Here is a 16,844-nt window from a genome sequence, read left to right as displayed (position 1 = left end):
AAAGTCCTTGCCTTAAGAAAGCAAGGACTTTTTTTTATATTTACAATTATGTAAATTGATTAACGTGAACTCTGGTATAAAAATTCGATTACTTCTACTCATTCTGACACTATGCTTTATAGGAACAGCAATTACCATCAGAGAATCGGTTACTAATAAGGAAATCCTTAATATTGACACCAAAGCTCTTAATGATTATATTGCTCAACAGGAAAAAAAGATCGACCGAATTTTTGGAGACTCATTGCTGCTCAAAACATTTAAGAACTATGACCAATATCCAATAGCCGTCTACCAGGCCTTTGAAAAATATCAAGCAGAGGACAAGGTCTATCTTTTCCTGTTCAAAAATCATGAGCCTAAAATGTGGAGCACACATCTCTTTGTGCCGATCACTGATCAAGGTTTTTCAGAAAAGTCCAATTTTGTCCAGGATGATAATCGGTCATATATCGTACGTAAAAAAACAATTGGCAATATCAGTATCTTGGCTTATATCCTTGTCAAAGGGTATACAAATAATAACAATCCATATTTAAACACTTCTTTACGCAGAAATTTTTTTGATTCAAGAAACATTGATATTGCCTCATATACTGATACGGTCACCATCAAAAATATTTATAGCAATGAAGGTTCTTATCTCTTCTCTGTCAAACTTAAAGAAGGAGAACATGAGAACACATATACTATTTTACAGTTTTTCTGTTGGCTGTTAGCATGGATTGCATTATTGATCTTTTTTAATAGCCTTTGCCTGCATATGGCCAAAAATGGGAAAGCATGGTGGTCAATCTTACTCCTCTCTGCCGTGTTTGTCCTGGTCAAATTTGCCGACCTCAGATGGAACTTACTTTCCGAGAATGCGACATTCGCTATTTTTGACTCCCGTAACTATGCTTATAATAGTTTTTTTCCTAATATATGGTCCGTACTGTCTACAACCATATTAATTTTATGGTTGGTCTTATTCATTTATTCTATCCGGAAAGAGCTCAATTTCGATAAGATAAAAAATATACGTCTTTTTAAGCTTCCAATTGCTATCGCCTTTATCCTGAGTATCTATTTATCCTTTGCCCTATTGTATGATATTGCAGGAACACTCGTCACCCACTCCAATAACATATATTTTGATTTCACCAAACTGGTAGACCTTCATTTCTTAAGCTGGGTGGACCTAGGGATCATCGGATTAGGCATTTTAGCATTGAGTATCTATATTGATCTGGTGCTGTTTTTTTTAAGAAAATTAGAGTTAAAACCTACCCAATTACTAAATATACAATTAGCGTGCGTCATCTTTGTCATTCTTATTATTTCAATCTATATTGAAAAAAATAGTTTGGTAAATTTACTTCTGGCCTTGATTATTTTGATCAAAGCATTCGGAGAGAAATATTTTGACAGACATGTTCTAACGAATTACATAGCGGTACTGATACTATGGGCCATCATCAGTGCAATTACCCATGCACGTTTCTATCAGGAACGAAATCTGATTGATATGAAAATTCTTTTAAGCAATCTCCAATCAGAGGATGATGTCAATGCCGTTTCATTATTTACTGACATCGAAAGTGATATCGCAAATGATAAAGAGTTAAAACACTTATTCAACATTAGCCTTCCATACACCAATACAGATGGGATCAATGATTTCATCAAAAAGAAATACTTTAGTGGCTATCTGTCCAAATATGAGTTTAAGGCCTATTATTACGATCAGAATAATATACCGTTAAGCCCAAATAGTCAAAATAAAATAAACGAGTACCGTGAAAAAGTGATCAATCGATCCATCAAGGTAACTCAAAATTTCTATCGAGCAAGTTCCGAGCTTGGCACACATGAATATTTTTCGATCATACCAGTAACCATTGACCAAAATAGAATAGTCAACGTCATCATTAATTTATCCAATAAGGATTTTAGCTATACAGTCCCTTATCCTGAAATACTCACTGATATGCGGATCAATAATTCGCAGTATCAGTACAAAGAAGATTATTCCATAGCTTTATATAAAACAGGCTCACTCGTTACACAATTTGGGAAATATACCTACGAGAATAATCTTAGGGGGATAAAAGGCGCTCCCGGTGAATATATCCAACTCTTGGATCGGGATGCATATTTACATATAGCTTATGTTGCCAACAAATTCTCAACCTATATCATCAGTAAACAGAAGCCGTCATTTTGGGATTATGTCGCGACGACCTCCTTTTTATTTTTGGTATTTTTTATGATTTTTATGGTTTTTCATTTCGTAAAATCATGTTATATTTTTATTAAAAATACAAAACTCACTTTACGCAATCTAAAATACCAATTTTATAAAATAATCAATAAAATACAGTACTCTACACGTATCCAGACCTCCATCATTTCATCGGTTATATTAGCTATATTGATTTCAGCTGTCATATCCTATATTAGTATCAATAAACAGCTTTACAACAATAATAAGAACAGTAAAGAACGCTTTATTATTGAATTGGGCAAGCGTATGGAAAACATGTTGACGTATTCGGACAATTTGTCCAATGAAGCTCAGCTCATCAGTATCCTTAGGACCTTATCGGAAACAATATCCAAGGATTTTAACCTCTATTCCAAATCTGGTAGATTATTATATAGTTCGCAACGAAGAATCTATGATCTGGAACTTTTTTCAACATTCATAAATCCAGCAGCACTTAAGAACCTATCTATACTTAAAAAGTCTGAGACCATCGAAGAGGAAAGTATTGGAACCTTCCAATTTGAGACAAGCTATGCTACGATACGGGATAAAAACTACAATACCTTAGCTTATATTGGCATTCCCAATTTCTCTCTTCAGAAAGAAGAAAACACGAATAAGAATCTGCTCTTAAATACTATCGTCAATATTTATTCCCTCATCATCATTGGCTTTGGCTTTTATGCTACCTTCGTGGCCAATAGTGTCACCAATCCGCTTAGTATAATTAGTAAAAAGATCTCTCAATTGCGCCTAGGACAGCCAAATGAACCACTCTTCTGGCAACGGAATGACGAGATTGGCACATTGATCAAGGAATACAACCTAATGATCATAAAATTGGAAGATTACGCCAACAAGATCAAGGATACGGAACGGGAGTCTACTTGGAGGGAAATGGCGCAGCAGATAGCCCACGAGATCAAAAATCCACTAACCCCCATGAAATTGGGAATTCAGCAGCTCCGACGTTCCTATAAAGATAATGACCCTAAATTTCCTGATCGATTCAGTAAATTTTCCACTTCATTCATTGAGCAGATCGATGCACTGACACATATCGCCTCGGAGTTTTCACACTTTGCAAAATTTCCCAATACGGTGATGGAAAACATCAACATTGTTGAAAAAATCACAAAATCGATCTCCTTATACAGTAATACTCCCAATGTCAATATCAAGCTAGTCAATAATGCTGATCAAAAAACATTAATTGTTAAAGCAGATGGAAATGAACTCCTTAGAACATTTAATAACCTAATAAAAAATGCGATCGAAGGTGGCTATGGGCGCAAGAACATGAAGATAGAAATCTCCATTGAGCGTTATTCGGATAAATTTGTCAAGATAGATGTGAAAGATAACGGCTATGGAATACCTGAGGCTATGAAAGACAAGATCTTTCAGATCAACTTTACTACGAAAAGTTCAGGTAACGGTTTAGGCTTAGTTTTGGTCAAGAAAACAATTGAGGCCAGCAATGGTCAGATCTATTTTGAGACAACAGAGGGTGAAGGTACAATATTCCATATTTTGCTTCCTTTAGAACAGATAGAATCCTAAAACATACAATATTTACAACAGTTGTCCCGCAATGACGACCATCAACACAAGAGCATATGCCGTTAACACGAGTTCAATCTTTGCTAAAAATCTGTAGAAACTATCATTTACAAGCGGATAACTTAGTTAAGTTCCAAATAAATTATCTGATAAAGGCTCATCAGCAGCGAAAGACGCTAAACAACAAAAGAGGCCCTTCTGAATTGAATCAAAAGGGCCTTTTTATTATTTTTAATTAAAAGAGTTTCTTATCGTAATACAATTGTTGATCTTCCCATGATTGCGTTATCCTCATACAGGAGTACAGTATAGGCTCCTTTACTAAACCCACCATCGGCAGCCCAATAGACAATGTAATCTTCTCCCTTATTGGTAAACATGATCTTATGTTTAAAGGTATATTGCAATTTTTCACCATGCACAAAGAAAATATGATCTCCCTGAACAATCAAGTTACCTTGGGGATCGATAATCCGTACAAAAATATCCCGTTCTCCATTTTTGGCCAATTCATTGTCTACAATCGTAAAATTGATTTTCAGCTTATCAACACGCTTGGCACGCTCTTCCACAGATTCTTTGCCATTCTTTTTGATCGCAAGACCATTGATGCTTATCTCAGAAACTTTCAATGCTGAGGCTGTCGCAACTTTCTCTTTCAATTCCGAATTTGTTGTTACTAAAGAAGTAATCTGCTTATCCTTCTCGACAACAGATTCACTCAAATTGGAATTCTGTTTTGATAATATTTGATTTTCCTGGATTAACCGCTGTACATTTATACGATACGTATCAACCTGTTTTTTTAATTGATTGATTTTGCGCTGAGCTTCATCAATATCCATAGGTGTAATACTTTTATTTTCAAGTTTCTGTCGAAGCTCTGCAATTTCTGTTCTAGAATCTTCTTTCTGTACAGTCATCTCTGGAGTCAATTGGACATTTTCAACATCAATTTTATCCAATTCAGCCTCTATCCGATCAATCTGTACCTGAAGATTTTCCTTCTCTACAGTCAACGCATAGACCTTTTCTCCATTTGTCTTAAACTTGACATAAAAATATATATTCGTCGCAAGAAGTGCTGCTATCGCAATGATAAAGAAATAAATTTTAGAGGAATCCTTCTTTCTCTCCTCTTCTTTCTTATTTGAAACAACCTCTGAATTCATCATAATATACTGTCATATTCATAGGGTAAATTCGCTTAATTTATACCAATAAATGTTTAAACAAAAATTATTCCAGTTTTATGTTATTGTTACCAATTACGGATTACTCAAAATAATTTAAAGTTTCAAAACCACCTTGTTTTAAGTATTCTTCCTTCCGCATTAAGTGGAGATCCGATTGTACCATATCTGTTACCAACATTTGAAGATCATATTTTGGCTTCCATCCTAATTTTGTGTTTGCTTTTGTTGGATCCCCAATAAGTAAATCAACCTCTGTGGGTCTATAGTATGCTGGATCGACTTTCACAACTGTCTGACCAAATTTGATCAGCGATTTATCAATATTTAATTGGGTCAATCGTTCCTCGTCAATATCGATGATAACACCTTTTTCTTGTTCTCCTTTACCACTGAACTCAACTTCAATTCCCAGCTCAGCAAAAGCCATACGGACAAAATCTCTTACCGTGGTAGTCACACCTGTTGCGATAACAAAGTCTTCGGGCTTTTCCTGTTGCAGGATCAGCCACATTGCTTCAACATAGTCTTTTGCATGTCCCCAATCTCGTTGTGCAGACAAATTTCCAAGATATAATTTATCCTGCAATCCCAATGCGATCTTAGCCACTGCTCTTGTAATTTTACGGGTCACGAAAGTTTCTCCACGCACGGGGCTTTCATGATTGAATAAGATGCCATTACAGGCATACATCTTATAGGCTTCACGGTAGTTGACGGTTATCCAGTAGCCATACATTTTGGCAACTGCATAGGGACTTCTTGGATAGAAAGGGGTAGTTTCACTCTGTGGAACAGCCTGTACCAAACCGTATAATTCAGAAGTAGAGGCCTGATAAATACGCGTTTTCTCAATTAGCCCCAATAACCTTACGGCCTCCAGTATACGAAGTGTTCCTATACCGTCTGCATTCGCTGTGTACTCGGGGGTATCAAAGCTAACCTTAACATGAGATTGGGCCGCCAAATTGTAAATTTCATCAGGCTGAGTTTCTTGTATAATACGGATCAAATTGGTTGAATCTGTCAGATCACCAAAATGCAATGTAAAATTTCTATTGTCAAGATGCGGGTCTTGATAAAGGTGGTCTATACGATCGGTATTAAACAAAGAACTTCTCCGTTTCAATCCGTGGACTTTATAACCTTTTTTCAATAGGAATTCTGCTAAATAGGCACCATCTTGACCTGTAATACCTGTTATTAAAGCAGTTTTCGTGTGTTGTTCAGCCATATTTTCTCTATATTAAGCACAGCCTGATTTAGCGATCAGGGACTAAGCCACTTTCATCCTTTATCAATCTGTTTTTTCAAGGTGATGAAGCGATCAGATTTATGTATACCATTAGGCGATTATTCGTTCACAATTCTATTTTAATTGTGTTCATGAATTCGCTACGTTCGGTTTAAATAAATCATGATGGTTTCGGGATGTAAAAGTATTAAATTTTAAACAAAAAAAGCCATAGGAATTCCTATAGCTCGCTGTTATTCTTCTTTTCGTGCTGAAACTAGTTTACGCGCGAAAAATTAAGCACTAAATACGCTTCACCATTGGCTACCGTCAATGGCATTCGCATAACCAACTTATTGCCATCTGAATAAGATAGATCCAAACGATAACCAGTTGTTACATTTTTCGCTTTATCGCCAGCATAAATTTTCTTAAATTGAAATTGAGGTTCGCCCAATCCTTTTCCGGGATTATAGATAGACCAAAAAATTTCACGTGAGGCACCGGGCGCGCACAAAGTACCTTGAGCATTAAAGGTAATAGAGCCCTTACCATTTCCTATAAAATTCCAGGTACTGCCTACAAAACACTCTGCAGGGGCTTCTTCAAACACACTTTTAATCGTGAAGGTTGAAGGAAGATTCTCTCTATCGATTGAATTTAATGTCCAAGTTCCTTTTACAGCAGATTTCCACTCTGAAGCACTGGGCCCTGAGCTTGCACTGGTAGAAGAACCATAACCAGAGTTTCCAGATGATGTACCTTGCTTTTGTGCACCACAAGAGAACAAGGTCACCGTAGCAAAAACAGTTGCTAATGATAAAACGAATCGATTCATATCTATAAATTTTAATTTCAAATTGTATTTTTGAGGTAAATAATACACAAATCATGAAGATTACAGCCAAAAATCATACCATAAGCAAGATAATAGCTAAAACTCTTTTAAGGCTATTCATTATTCTTTTGGCCTTTGCGACATATCCTTTATTTAAAGGACAGGAAGCTACGACAAAAATAAATCAAATCAGTCTAGCTTTCACAAATAAAGTCGCCCTTATCGCTCCAATTTTATTATTTTGCTTTATTGTTGGATTAATGATAGCTATGTTAAAACACAAATATAATAGAATTGACCTAAATTGGCTATTTTCTTTGGCCACTATCTTTGGTATTTTATATTTGATCCTTTTGTACGCAAGAATTTACCCAGCGATCGCATAACTAAAATTGTACAATCCAACAAAGTTTCTAACTTTGGATTCTCCAAAATCGTGAACGCAGTCAATCAAAATTGGAAGTACAATTTCTATGGACAGAAAAAAGGTTTTAAAAATCGTAAAAAACATATTAAAGATTGTCGTTACAGTGGGGGCACTTTATTGGGTCTTCAGTAAAGTATCCTTAAAAGATCTAAAGGAGGCTGTCGTCAATTCCAATCCTTTTTATCTCTTTTTAGCATTATTGGCCTACAGTATTTCAATCCTGATCTCTTCTTCACGTTTACTCTCTTTTTTGAGAGCTATAGGTTTAGAGGTATCTGAAAAGTATAACTTAAAACTTTATCAGCTGGGCTTATTTTATAATTTAATATTACCCGGAGGAGTTGGAGGGGATGGTTATAAAATATTTTTTTTAAGAAAAAGATTCAGTATTAAAGGACGAAAACTATTCACTGCATTATTTCTGGACCGTTTAAGTGGCCTTTGGGCATTATGCTTAATCATAGCAGCCCTGGTTACTTATATGCCTCAACTAGGAATACCAAACTATTTGACCATCTTGTTATTCATATTGGGCAGCATCATTTACTATTTTATTGTCACCAAATTCTTTAAAGAATATAAACGTACCTTTTTGAAAGCCCACCTGAAAGCTATCGGTGTACAGTCGATGCAGGTAATTGCAGCAATATTGATTCTCTATGCACTAGGTTTTAATGGCAAATTTTCACCTTATTTGTTTTTATTTTTAGCGTCTTCCTTAGTGTCGATCATCCCATTTTCAGTAGGAGGATTAGGGATGCGTGAGCTTGTAATCATGTGGGGCGCAGGGATATTTCATGTGGATTCACACAACGCTGTACTGATTACTTTACTATTTTATATTATTTCTGCTGTTGTTGCCCTTTCGGGAATTTATTTTATATTCAATCCGAGAGCAATCGGAGAAGATAAATTACCTTCTGCCGAAGAAGTCGAACAAAGTCAAAAATTAGAAGAATAAACATGGCGAATATTATTATTACTGGAGCAAGCAGCGGTGTTGGATTTGAAGCAGTACTGGACTTGACCTCTAAAAAGGACAATAAAGTTATCGCATTGGCCAGATCAGCTGACAAATTGAGGAAACTACATGAAATTGCTAGTCAGCTCAATTATGATGGTGGGACGCTTTACCCGGCACAATTTGATATCGTATATGATGATTATGCGACACTGATTCCTTTCATTCACTCAAAGTTTGAAACTGTTGACATCTTAATCAATAATGCCGGGGCATTGATCAACAAACCTTTTATGGAAACCAGTGGAAAGGATTTTGCAGACATGCTGCAAACAAACCTCATGGGCCATGTTAATATGATACATCATATTGTACCAATGATGAATGAAGGAGCACACATTGTCAACATCAGTAGCATGGGTGGATTTCAAGGCTCCATGAAGTTTCCAGGATTATCGGCTTATTCCACCAGTAAAGGTGCTTTAGCTGTACTCACAGAATGTTTGGCCGAAGAATTTAGGGATAGAGGTATCAGGGTCAATTGCCTTGCCTTAGGATCTTCCCAAACGGAAATGTTTGAGGCAGCTTTTCCAGGAGCAGAAGCTGGCACATTAGCTTTTGAAATGGGACGGTATATCGCTGATTTTGCACAGCATGGGCATCGGTATTACAACGGAAAAATACTTCCTGTGGCCAATACTACGCCTTAATTTTATTTTAAGGTTCTTGTATATATGGTATTTAGATTGACTGCATGGCAAAGATACATTGCAGTCAATCTAAACCTACGCTCTTTCAAGCCTTTTTAATTATTTTACCTTCAGTTTAAGCCACTTCGTCAGTTCATGTAGTAACTGTAGATTAAAGCTTTCCGAATTCTCGAAATACTCCTCAATTTTTCCTGTCTGAGCCTGCTGAAAGAGATGGTTCAAATTTGAATAGTCTTTGATTGTCACATCTGTAGTATTCAGGCGAAGCCGCTGCAAGGCATAAATATTTTCATTGGCAGGAACCTGAACATCCTTACCTCCAAAAGAAGCAAAAATTGGGACTTTAACCTGTTTTAGGTAGTATTCGGGATCAATCCGCAAGAAAGTTCTAAACCAAGGACTCATCATAGGGCTCAACTTAATTTTCATTTCTGGTGTCAAGGGATTTCCATCATTCTGACGAATAAGTTCTTGCTGTAAGGATTCAGATAATACTTTGGGTGGTTCGTCCTGCAACAAGATATTATACAGTTTACGGTTATTGGCTTTATTGATCTCCAATGCTGAAGCTGATAAACCAGCAGCTTTTCCTAGGGCATAACTTTGTAAAATCAACAAAGAATCCCCTTTAAGTACCGGTCCCGACAATAATGCAATATAATCCACCTTGGGGTTTTCTGCTGCAACAATCTCGGCGATTAAAGCACCTTCACTATGCCCAATGATTCCGACCTTTCCCGCTTTGACCATATCTTTTTTGTTCAAAAAATCAACTGCCGCGTTTGCATCAGATGCAAAGTCAATAGTCGTTGCCAAATTTACTTCCCCTTTGGATTCTCCTATGCCACGATCATCATAACGTAAAACAGCAAAACCATTTTTACTGAGATGGTCTGCAAGAACTTTAAAAGGCCTATGTCCAAAAACTTCTGAATCCCTATTCTGTTGCCCGCTACCATTGACCAGAACCACGGCAGGAAATGGTCCCCCTGTCTTTGGGTAGGTTAAGGTTCCCGCAAGTACAGCATTCCCCTTCGGATTCTGGAACGAAACTTCCTCTTCAATATAATCGTAGGGAGGGAAAACATCCTGCTTACGGGAAAGGCCACTTTGTTCGTTCTCACTTCTCACCAATATCATGGCTGACCTAAATCCCGCCTGTTTCATGACTCCCTTCATGACATCTTTATCCCGGTCCAAGAAACCAGCATAGACTAGACCAATATTCTTGATATCCATCCAAATCGAGTCATTCTTGGTTCTAATGGCACTGATTGGGAACCTTTGAGACGTTTGCATTGGGCTTTCAAAGGTTCCCGTCCAGGTATCATTATTAGCCTTTTCAAGGTTGAATATCAAAAGTAATTTCTGTCCGGAAACCTCCACTTCCCCTTTCCACGAACCATCAAAGGTCTGCGCACGGCTGCATGAAAGATGAAAACAGAACAATAGGAAGTATAGAATTTTTTTCATAGTTATTTTTTGTCAAAAATTAAATTGTATACATACATCTAGTATAAAATATAATGCCACAAACAATGCGCTTAACCAATTTTTTTTATTATTAACCGCTACATTCATCCCCTTTACCAACAAATAAAACTGATAAAATAATAGAAATAATGCCACGATCCCAAAAACACTAAATATGATCATTTGTGACTTGTCTATACTGGACAACATATGATCACCTTTTTTCAATGCTTCATTGATCTGGTTGCTAAACTTCTCCTGATTCAGAACCCTGCTCAAAAGCAGCAATAAATATAGAGGAAATGGCATGATCAGAATGACATTCAAGACGTCAATAAATCTTGTCTTATTGTTCAGGATAATTCCTAGAACATACAAAAGAACCAATGGAGCAAGGACCATGTAACCATGGACATTTAATACCTCCCAATAAGTGACTGCTATGCTAGGCTTATAGAAATGCATAAATCCATTAAATTGTTCACCCGACTGATAGATTAGATAGCTAGATAACATAAAGCCTAAAATACCGACAAAAAGCAGCTTTCTTTCTGAGAATTCGCCGAATGGATTTAGAAATACTTGTTTAAATTTCATGTTTTTCCAGAAGCTCGTTTAAATTCAGTTGTTCTATCTCTTCGGGCTTTTGTGTTCCGACAAGCACCATTGAGCCGTCATTCATATGAAACTTTGCTCCCCTACTTCCTCTGGCGGAAAATGCCCAACCCTTGAGTCCCCATCTCGCCCCCCAACCACCATATTCCCGAATTGGATTGTATTCCCCTATCGTGATTGATTTGATATCTTCCCAAATTAACCGCTTTTTATAAAAACTAAATGGAAAGAAATAAATTTCAACTCCTTCTTCACCAATAGTTGTATTTAATCGTAATACACCCATTAGTATCCACATGGTGGTATTAATCCAAAACCCAGGGGAACCTAATAAAGGTCCAAAATCCCATTGCTGTATAGCAGACCAATAAAGGGATATATGCCCAATGCTAACGACAATAAGTATACAACAAAGCCACCAACTTAAAAAGGATTGGCTCTCCGTATAAAAAACTTTATTTTTCATAATAATGCATTATTAAAAACAATTACGGCTAGATTCAACCCTTTCTACTTCACATATGATCATCTTCATTAGCGAGTAATTTTAATTTATAGATCAGATCATCCAAAATATTCCGAACCGTTGGATAAGATTTGCCCATTTGATTTGCCATCTCTTTCAGACTCCCCGAGTATCTCAGAAAATTAAGAACAAACTCTTGCTCCTCTGGGGAGAGTTGCATCAGTAAGGGCAGCGAAAATTTACCGACAACCTCAGTTTCACAGACGTCACATACCAATTTTGAAACTTTCAACTTAGCTTCACAACATGGACAATCAATGGGTATTTTTCTCATTAAATAAAGTATTTATTTTAACATTATTAAATATAATATTAATAATGTTAAAAACAAAAGAAACAATATCAATTTTTTTAAAAAATCATTGCTTAATGATATATTTGTAGCAACAAATAAAGCATATGAAAAAATTTTTAGGCTATATCTTATCTATTATATTCTGGTTCTGTTTTGGTCTATCCCTTATTATCTTTCATCCAATTCAATGGTTATGCTTAAAACTGGGGGGCTATAATTCCCATAAAAAAAGTGTAGATATCCTTAATGCCTGCTTGGTTGCTTGTTATTACACCTTATTCAACAGAGTAACATTTATTGATAATAAAACAATACCAATGGGCCAACCCGTTATTTTTGTCGCAAATCACCAAAGTACATTTGATATTCCGCCACTGATTTATTTCTTACGAAGATTTCATGGAAAGTTTATCTCTAAAATAGAATTGGCACGCGGTATCCCAAGCATATCTTTCAACCTAAAACATGGTGGTGCTGCCAATATTGATCGTAATGACCCAAAACAATCTATTGCAGAAATTCTAAAACTTGCCAATAACATGAAGACCAAAAATTGGTCTGCTTTTATTTTTCCTGAAGGTACAAGATCAAAAACAGGTAAAATGAAAACCTTTCATGTTGGGGGGATTGCGACATTGCTCAAGAAAAATCCAAATGCTTTAGTTGTTCCCGTAGCTATCACAGGTTCTTATGAAATGGTCCAGTATGGCATGTATCCACTCACTCCTTTTCTTCACATGACATGGGAAGTTCTGGATCCCCTAGATACAGAAGGAAAAAGTATTGATGAGATCGTCAAACTAGCTGAGGAAACTATCAAACAAAAAGTCGAAAAATAATGGTTTATCTGACTTGTCGTCCTTTCCAGTCATATTTTCCAATGTTGCCCAATATTCCGATATAAACGAGATAAAGGATATGTGCTAGGCTTAAAATTGGAAGATACCATAACAGGCTACTTCTGTTTGCAAATTTGGTCAAAGGTTGGATAAAGAAAAATTCAACGAGCAGTTTAAGCAACAGGGCAGAAAGTACTACCCAGCCAATCACTTGAACACCAGCAATAGTAAGGAGCGTGGCGACGAGTAGCAGAACATTAAAAATCCAGATAGCAATACCCAAGGCTATTACACCTTTGTTTTTATACTTCGTGCTTTTTGATGCCCAGCGTCTGCGCTGACTAATGAATGACTTCAGGTCTGGCTTGGCATCTGTATACACAATAGCGTCCGCTGATTTACAAAAAGCTATTCTTTCGGGATATTTCTCGGCAACTTTATGCAAAAAAAGCTCATCATCACCTGAGGCAAGCTCATCAATTCCTTTAAATCCTCCCATTTCCTTAAAAATGTCCTTTCTATAGGCCAAATTAGCACCATTACAAGTCGTAGGCTTTCTGTTGCCAATACCAGCCGCCCCCAGTCCGATCAAATACAAGAACTCCAACGTCTGCAAGCGTTCAAAAAAACTCTTTTCTTCGGAATACACCACAGGAGAAGATAAAAGGAAAGCATTTTCTTTTTCAAAGGTGCTTACTACTGAAACCAGCCAATTTGGTCCCATACGACAATCTGCATCTGTTGTAATGATAATTTCTCCTCTACAACAGTCTATAGCTCTTGAGATCGCCAATTTCTTATAAGAGTTCATCCGGCCATTTTCATTTAACTGAATAAGCTTTACGCCCTCTTTTTCATATTCCTGTACAATCATGGAAGTATTATCATCAGAATGATCATCGATAATAATAAGTTCAAGAAGCTCAGCCGGAAAGTTCTGTTTCAGAATGGAAGTAATGGTTCGCCGAATATTTAACTCTTCGTTACGTGCTGCAATGATTACCGACACTGTCTTTGTGGGCTCCTGCAGCTCCGATGATGTTATAATCCATGCCCAACCCCTCCGCATCCATAACACGAGAATTCCATATACACAGGCAAAAATGATCAATAAATAACTAAGAATTTGTATCACCGAAAAAATTAATCTTAAAAACAAAAATAGAACCAAATATCGCTGGTAAGATCAAATTGACAAACCAAATACACGACACAATCGCCATTACTGCAATTTCTTGCGTTGTAATATAACTATAAAGATTACTTGCCACAAAACTCCGGACACTGAAATCAAAAATATCTAATGTGGGTAGTGCTGCTTGGACAAAGAAGAGGATGAAGATCATGAGGATCATAGACATAAGAGGCAGTTCAGGCAGTGTCAATTTCATTAATATAATATATTGAGAAGTAAAAATGACAAATCGTGCCAGTGAATTTAACAACACTATACTTAGCTCCCGCGTCGAATAATGTTCCAGTACTTCAAAAAAAGGCTTAATCTTGGCCAAAAGCTTAATTTTACCGACCAAGTAGTCTACCCATTTTACATTGAAATACAATACTACAAAGCCTGCAGCATAGATAACCGCCAACAGCCATACGCCAAATTGGACAGATAATGGTGTGGATAGGAACTTACAGATAAACCAAGCAATACTTAATGCGCCGGCGACGCTCGTCAGCACCAATTGGGCAAATAGTCCGACCCCCATTGCGACTGCACCTTTGGCCCTATTTTGTGGCTTTAGAAAAAGAACTCTACCACCATACTCTCCGATTCTGTTTGGTGTAAAAATAGCCCAAGTAAGTCCACAGAAAACAGATTGAAATGCCTGCCAATAGGATATTTGCTCTAATTTAGATGCTAGGTAACGCCATTTAACGACCTCCAGAAGCCAGTTTATCCACATGAGCACCACGATCAATATCAAGGTCCAAACAACAGAATGGTGTTCCAACCCTGCAATTAATGTCCTGAACTTATCGACATTGCTCTTATCAGATACTTTGGTTATGATGTACCATGTCGCAAGTACGAAAACCAGTATCTTTAATAAAAGACTGATATATTTTTTTTGTCTTCCAGTCAACTTTTTATAATTAGAGAGCAATGTTACTAAATTTTAGCCAAATGATTAAGTTTTGTCGACAGCAATCCGCTTATAAAAAGCAAAATTTGTAATATTGTACATGCAGAAGGAAAAAGCGAAAGAAAGAATCATTCTCGGAATTGATCCAGGTACAGTGGTACTGGGCTATGGAATCATTAAAGAGGTAGGTAATACAATATCCCTGATTTCAATGGGGGTGATCAAAATGGGCCATCTTGATGACCATGCTTTAAAATTACAACGAATCTTTAAAAAAACTTCTGCTTTGATGAAAGAATATAACCCAGATTGTGTTGCACTTGAATCACCATTTTATGGTAAAAATATCCAAGTGATGCTCAAACTGGGAAGGGCTCAAGGAGTAGCTATGGCAGCAGCATTAGCACAAGATATTCCCATCTTTGAATATTCTCCCAGAAAAATAAAACAATCAGTAACCGGAAATGGAAACGCAACCAAAGAGCAGGTCTCTGCTATGCTCAAAACTTTATTAAAGTTTGAAGAGACCCCCCAATTTTTAGATGCAACGGATGGGCTGGCTATTGCTGTATGTCATTCTTTTCAGAAAAACAGCACCTTTGGCAGCAGTAAATCTTATTCGGGCTGGTCAGCATTTCTTAAAGACAACAAAGATCGTATCAAGTAACTACATTTGTACCTGCCGGATCACATTTTTTACATTGAGTTCCACAATATCGGTCATTGTTTTACATCGTAGATAGGAGTTGTTTCCATAAAATTCCGCATAACCTTCCCGCAGCTGCCTAATATTCTCCAACGTTGAAAGCACCTGCGTCTGAGAAGCATCTCTTAGATCAGCGATTCGATGCCGCTCACTACGCACTCTATGTACGATAGAAGAACGCTCCTCCTGTTGATATTGTAATACTGTTTTTTCATTTAGATGTTCCATGGCAAGTTTAACGTAGGGATAATTTTCCTTAAAAAATTGTGGCATATATACTTTGGGATTGCCCTCATAAAACTGTTGGTCGAAATCAATAGCTCTGATCCTAAACTGAAAATCATCAAAGTCTGGCGTAATCTGCATGACAAAATTATAGGCCCGCATATCTCCAAGTAAAGTAATGATACAACGTTCATTGAATTTGACAAATTCTTTAGAAATACGGGTTAAATTATAATCAGGAGAAAACATTCTTGTCTGTGAAAATGTATCTCCAGGAATGCCAACAATATGTTCCTCCACGAGTGTATCCTGATCGACCATGTAATTGACCTGATTTGGGGAAAGGATTTCTTCAAGCTCTAATCCATAAATCCGTGAGGCATCCGCTTGCTTAATGTAAAAATAATCATAAACATCATTTAACCGGTTCACTATTCGGATACGAAATGGTTTCGTATTACCAAAACCACAATATTCAACACGATCAATATATTTGTGTTGTACAATCCGGGTGTTACCAGAGGCTTTAAGCTTGGCATAAATGACCTTCAATCCATCGTATAATTGGTCTATGATATGCTGTGGGTACAATGGTGTTTCCCAAAAAGTATCATGACCAAATTTATCCATTACCGGTACTGTTTCGGTAAAATTCAATAGATCCTTATATCCAATCGGCAATTTTTCATCCCGCTGATATAGCTTCAGATATTTATGTAGTCCTTCTCCAACTTCATAAATCGGTTTCTTTTTCGAAATTTTTACATCTTGCACTTCCACGTCTTCCCTCCTTTATTTAACCTAGAATGATGAAAATCATTCTAATTTTTATTAATATATCACATTATCAATATCGATAACTATTTTTTATTAAATTTACATCTATAAACCGAAAATT

16 protein-coding genes are annotated in these 16,844 nt (G+C 36.7%); 6 read left to right on the top strand and 10 right to left on the bottom strand.

All coding sequences use genetic code 11. From position 1 onward, the window contains the following. Positions 1-64: 64 nt before the first annotated feature. Positions 65-3,811 carry a HAMP domain-containing sensor histidine kinase gene (locus tag HX021_RS14945; protein ID WP_286591241.1) on the top strand — a complete coding sequence of 1,249 codons (3,747 nt, stop codon included), beginning with the start codon at positions 65-67 and terminating at the stop codon, positions 3,809-3,811. Positions 3,812-4,059: 248 nt separating this feature from the next. On the opposite strand, the gene HX021_RS14940 is transcribed toward HX021_RS14945, so the two are convergent. From HX021_RS14940 to HX021_RS14930, 3 genes are all read right to left on the bottom strand, one after another. Then, the gene (locus HX021_RS14940; RefSeq protein WP_286591239.1) at positions 4,060-4,986 is read right to left on the bottom strand and encodes a DUF8428 domain-containing protein; all 927 of its coding nucleotides are present in this window, start codon (positions 4,984-4,986) and stop codon (positions 4,060-4,062) included. A gap of 100 nt (positions 4,987-5,086) precedes the next feature. Then, complete coding sequence (gmd, locus tag HX021_RS14935; RefSeq protein ID WP_286591238.1) at positions 5,087-6,238, bottom strand: GDP-mannose 4,6-dehydratase; 1,152 nt, start codon at positions 6,236-6,238, stop codon at positions 5,087-5,089. A gap of 277 nt (positions 6,239-6,515) precedes the next feature. Continuing rightward, positions 6,516-7,076 (bottom strand): lipocalin family protein, encoded by a 561-nt coding sequence (locus tag HX021_RS14930; protein WP_286591236.1) that lies wholly within the window; start codon positions 7,074-7,076, stop codon positions 6,516-6,518. 53 nt (positions 7,077-7,129) lie between these two features. Between HX021_RS14930 and HX021_RS14925 the strand changes: the two genes are divergently transcribed. The 3 genes from HX021_RS14925 (at position 7,130) to HX021_RS14915 (ending at position 9,174) form a co-directional block, all read left to right on the top strand. After that, positions 7,130-7,462: a hypothetical protein gene (locus tag HX021_RS14925; protein ID WP_286591235.1), complete on the top strand. Its 333-nt coding sequence runs from the start codon at positions 7,130-7,132 to the stop codon at positions 7,460-7,462. A gap of 87 nt (positions 7,463-7,549) precedes the next feature. After that, positions 7,550-8,464, top strand: coding sequence for a lysylphosphatidylglycerol synthase transmembrane domain-containing protein (locus HX021_RS14920; RefSeq protein WP_286591233.1), 915 nt, complete (start codon positions 7,550-7,552; stop codon positions 8,462-8,464). Positions 8,465-8,466: 2 nt separating this feature from the next. After that, a complete protein-coding gene (locus HX021_RS14915; protein WP_286591232.1) occupies positions 8,467-9,174 on the top strand; it encodes an SDR family NAD(P)-dependent oxidoreductase in 708 nt (235 codons plus the stop codon). A gap of 99 nt (positions 9,175-9,273) precedes the next feature. Here HX021_RS14915 and HX021_RS14910 read toward each other — a convergent pair whose 3' ends face one another. Genes HX021_RS14910 through HX021_RS14895 form a run of 4 tightly spaced genes read right to left on the bottom strand, consistent with a single transcriptional unit; the run spans position 9,274 to position 12,062 of the window. Continuing rightward, a complete protein-coding gene (locus HX021_RS14910) occupies positions 9,274-10,647 on the bottom strand; it encodes an alpha/beta hydrolase family protein (protein ID WP_286591231.1) in 1,374 nt (457 codons plus the stop codon). 12 nt (positions 10,648-10,659) lie between these two features. Further along, the gene (locus tag HX021_RS14905) at positions 10,660-11,244 is read right to left on the bottom strand and encodes a YIP1 family protein (protein WP_286591229.1); all 585 of its coding nucleotides are present in this window, start codon (positions 11,242-11,244) and stop codon (positions 10,660-10,662) included. Further along, the gene (locus tag HX021_RS14900) at positions 11,234-11,728 is read right to left on the bottom strand and encodes a hypothetical protein (RefSeq protein WP_286591228.1); all 495 of its coding nucleotides are present in this window, start codon (positions 11,726-11,728) and stop codon (positions 11,234-11,236) included. Before HX021_RS14900 ends, HX021_RS14905 begins: the two co-directional genes overlap by 11 nt. A 49-nt stretch (positions 11,729-11,777) precedes the next feature. Next, positions 11,778-12,062 carry a DUF2089 family protein gene (locus HX021_RS14895; RefSeq protein ID WP_286591227.1) on the bottom strand — a complete coding sequence of 95 codons (285 nt, stop codon included), beginning with the start codon at positions 12,060-12,062 and terminating at the stop codon, positions 11,778-11,780. Between the two features lie 125 nt (positions 12,063-12,187). Between HX021_RS14895 and HX021_RS14890 the strand changes: the two genes are divergently transcribed. After that, positions 12,188-12,922, top strand: coding sequence for a lysophospholipid acyltransferase family protein (locus HX021_RS14890; RefSeq protein WP_286591226.1), 735 nt, complete (start codon positions 12,188-12,190; stop codon positions 12,920-12,922). A gap of 4 nt (positions 12,923-12,926) precedes the next feature. On the opposite strand, the gene HX021_RS14885 is transcribed toward HX021_RS14890, so the two are convergent. Next, positions 12,927-14,057 carry a glycosyltransferase gene (locus tag HX021_RS14885; RefSeq protein WP_286591225.1) on the bottom strand — a complete coding sequence of 377 codons (1,131 nt, stop codon included), beginning with the start codon at positions 14,055-14,057 and terminating at the stop codon, positions 12,927-12,929. Further along, positions 14,041-15,015: a lysylphosphatidylglycerol synthase domain-containing protein gene (locus HX021_RS14880; protein WP_286591224.1), complete on the bottom strand. Its 975-nt coding sequence runs from the start codon at positions 15,013-15,015 to the stop codon at positions 14,041-14,043. Before HX021_RS14880 ends, HX021_RS14885 begins: the two co-directional genes overlap by 17 nt. Before the next feature lie 100 nt (positions 15,016-15,115). Between HX021_RS14880 and ruvC the strand changes: the two genes are divergently transcribed. Beyond that, positions 15,116-15,682 carry a crossover junction endodeoxyribonuclease RuvC gene (ruvC, locus tag HX021_RS14875; protein WP_286591223.1) on the top strand — a complete coding sequence of 189 codons (567 nt, stop codon included), beginning with the start codon at positions 15,116-15,118 and terminating at the stop codon, positions 15,680-15,682. Here ruvC and HX021_RS14870 read toward each other — a convergent pair whose 3' ends face one another. Further along, positions 15,683-16,726 carry a hypothetical protein gene (locus HX021_RS14870; protein WP_286591222.1) on the bottom strand — a complete coding sequence of 348 codons (1,044 nt, stop codon included), beginning with the start codon at positions 16,724-16,726 and terminating at the stop codon, positions 15,683-15,685. Positions 16,727-16,844 lie beyond the last annotated feature (118 nt).

Source organism: Sphingobacterium sp. N143, from assembly GCF_030325625.1.
Classification (GTDB): Bacteria; Bacteroidota; Bacteroidia; order Sphingobacteriales; family Sphingobacteriaceae; genus Sphingobacterium.
This window is presented reverse-complemented; position numbering and strand designations above follow the sequence as displayed.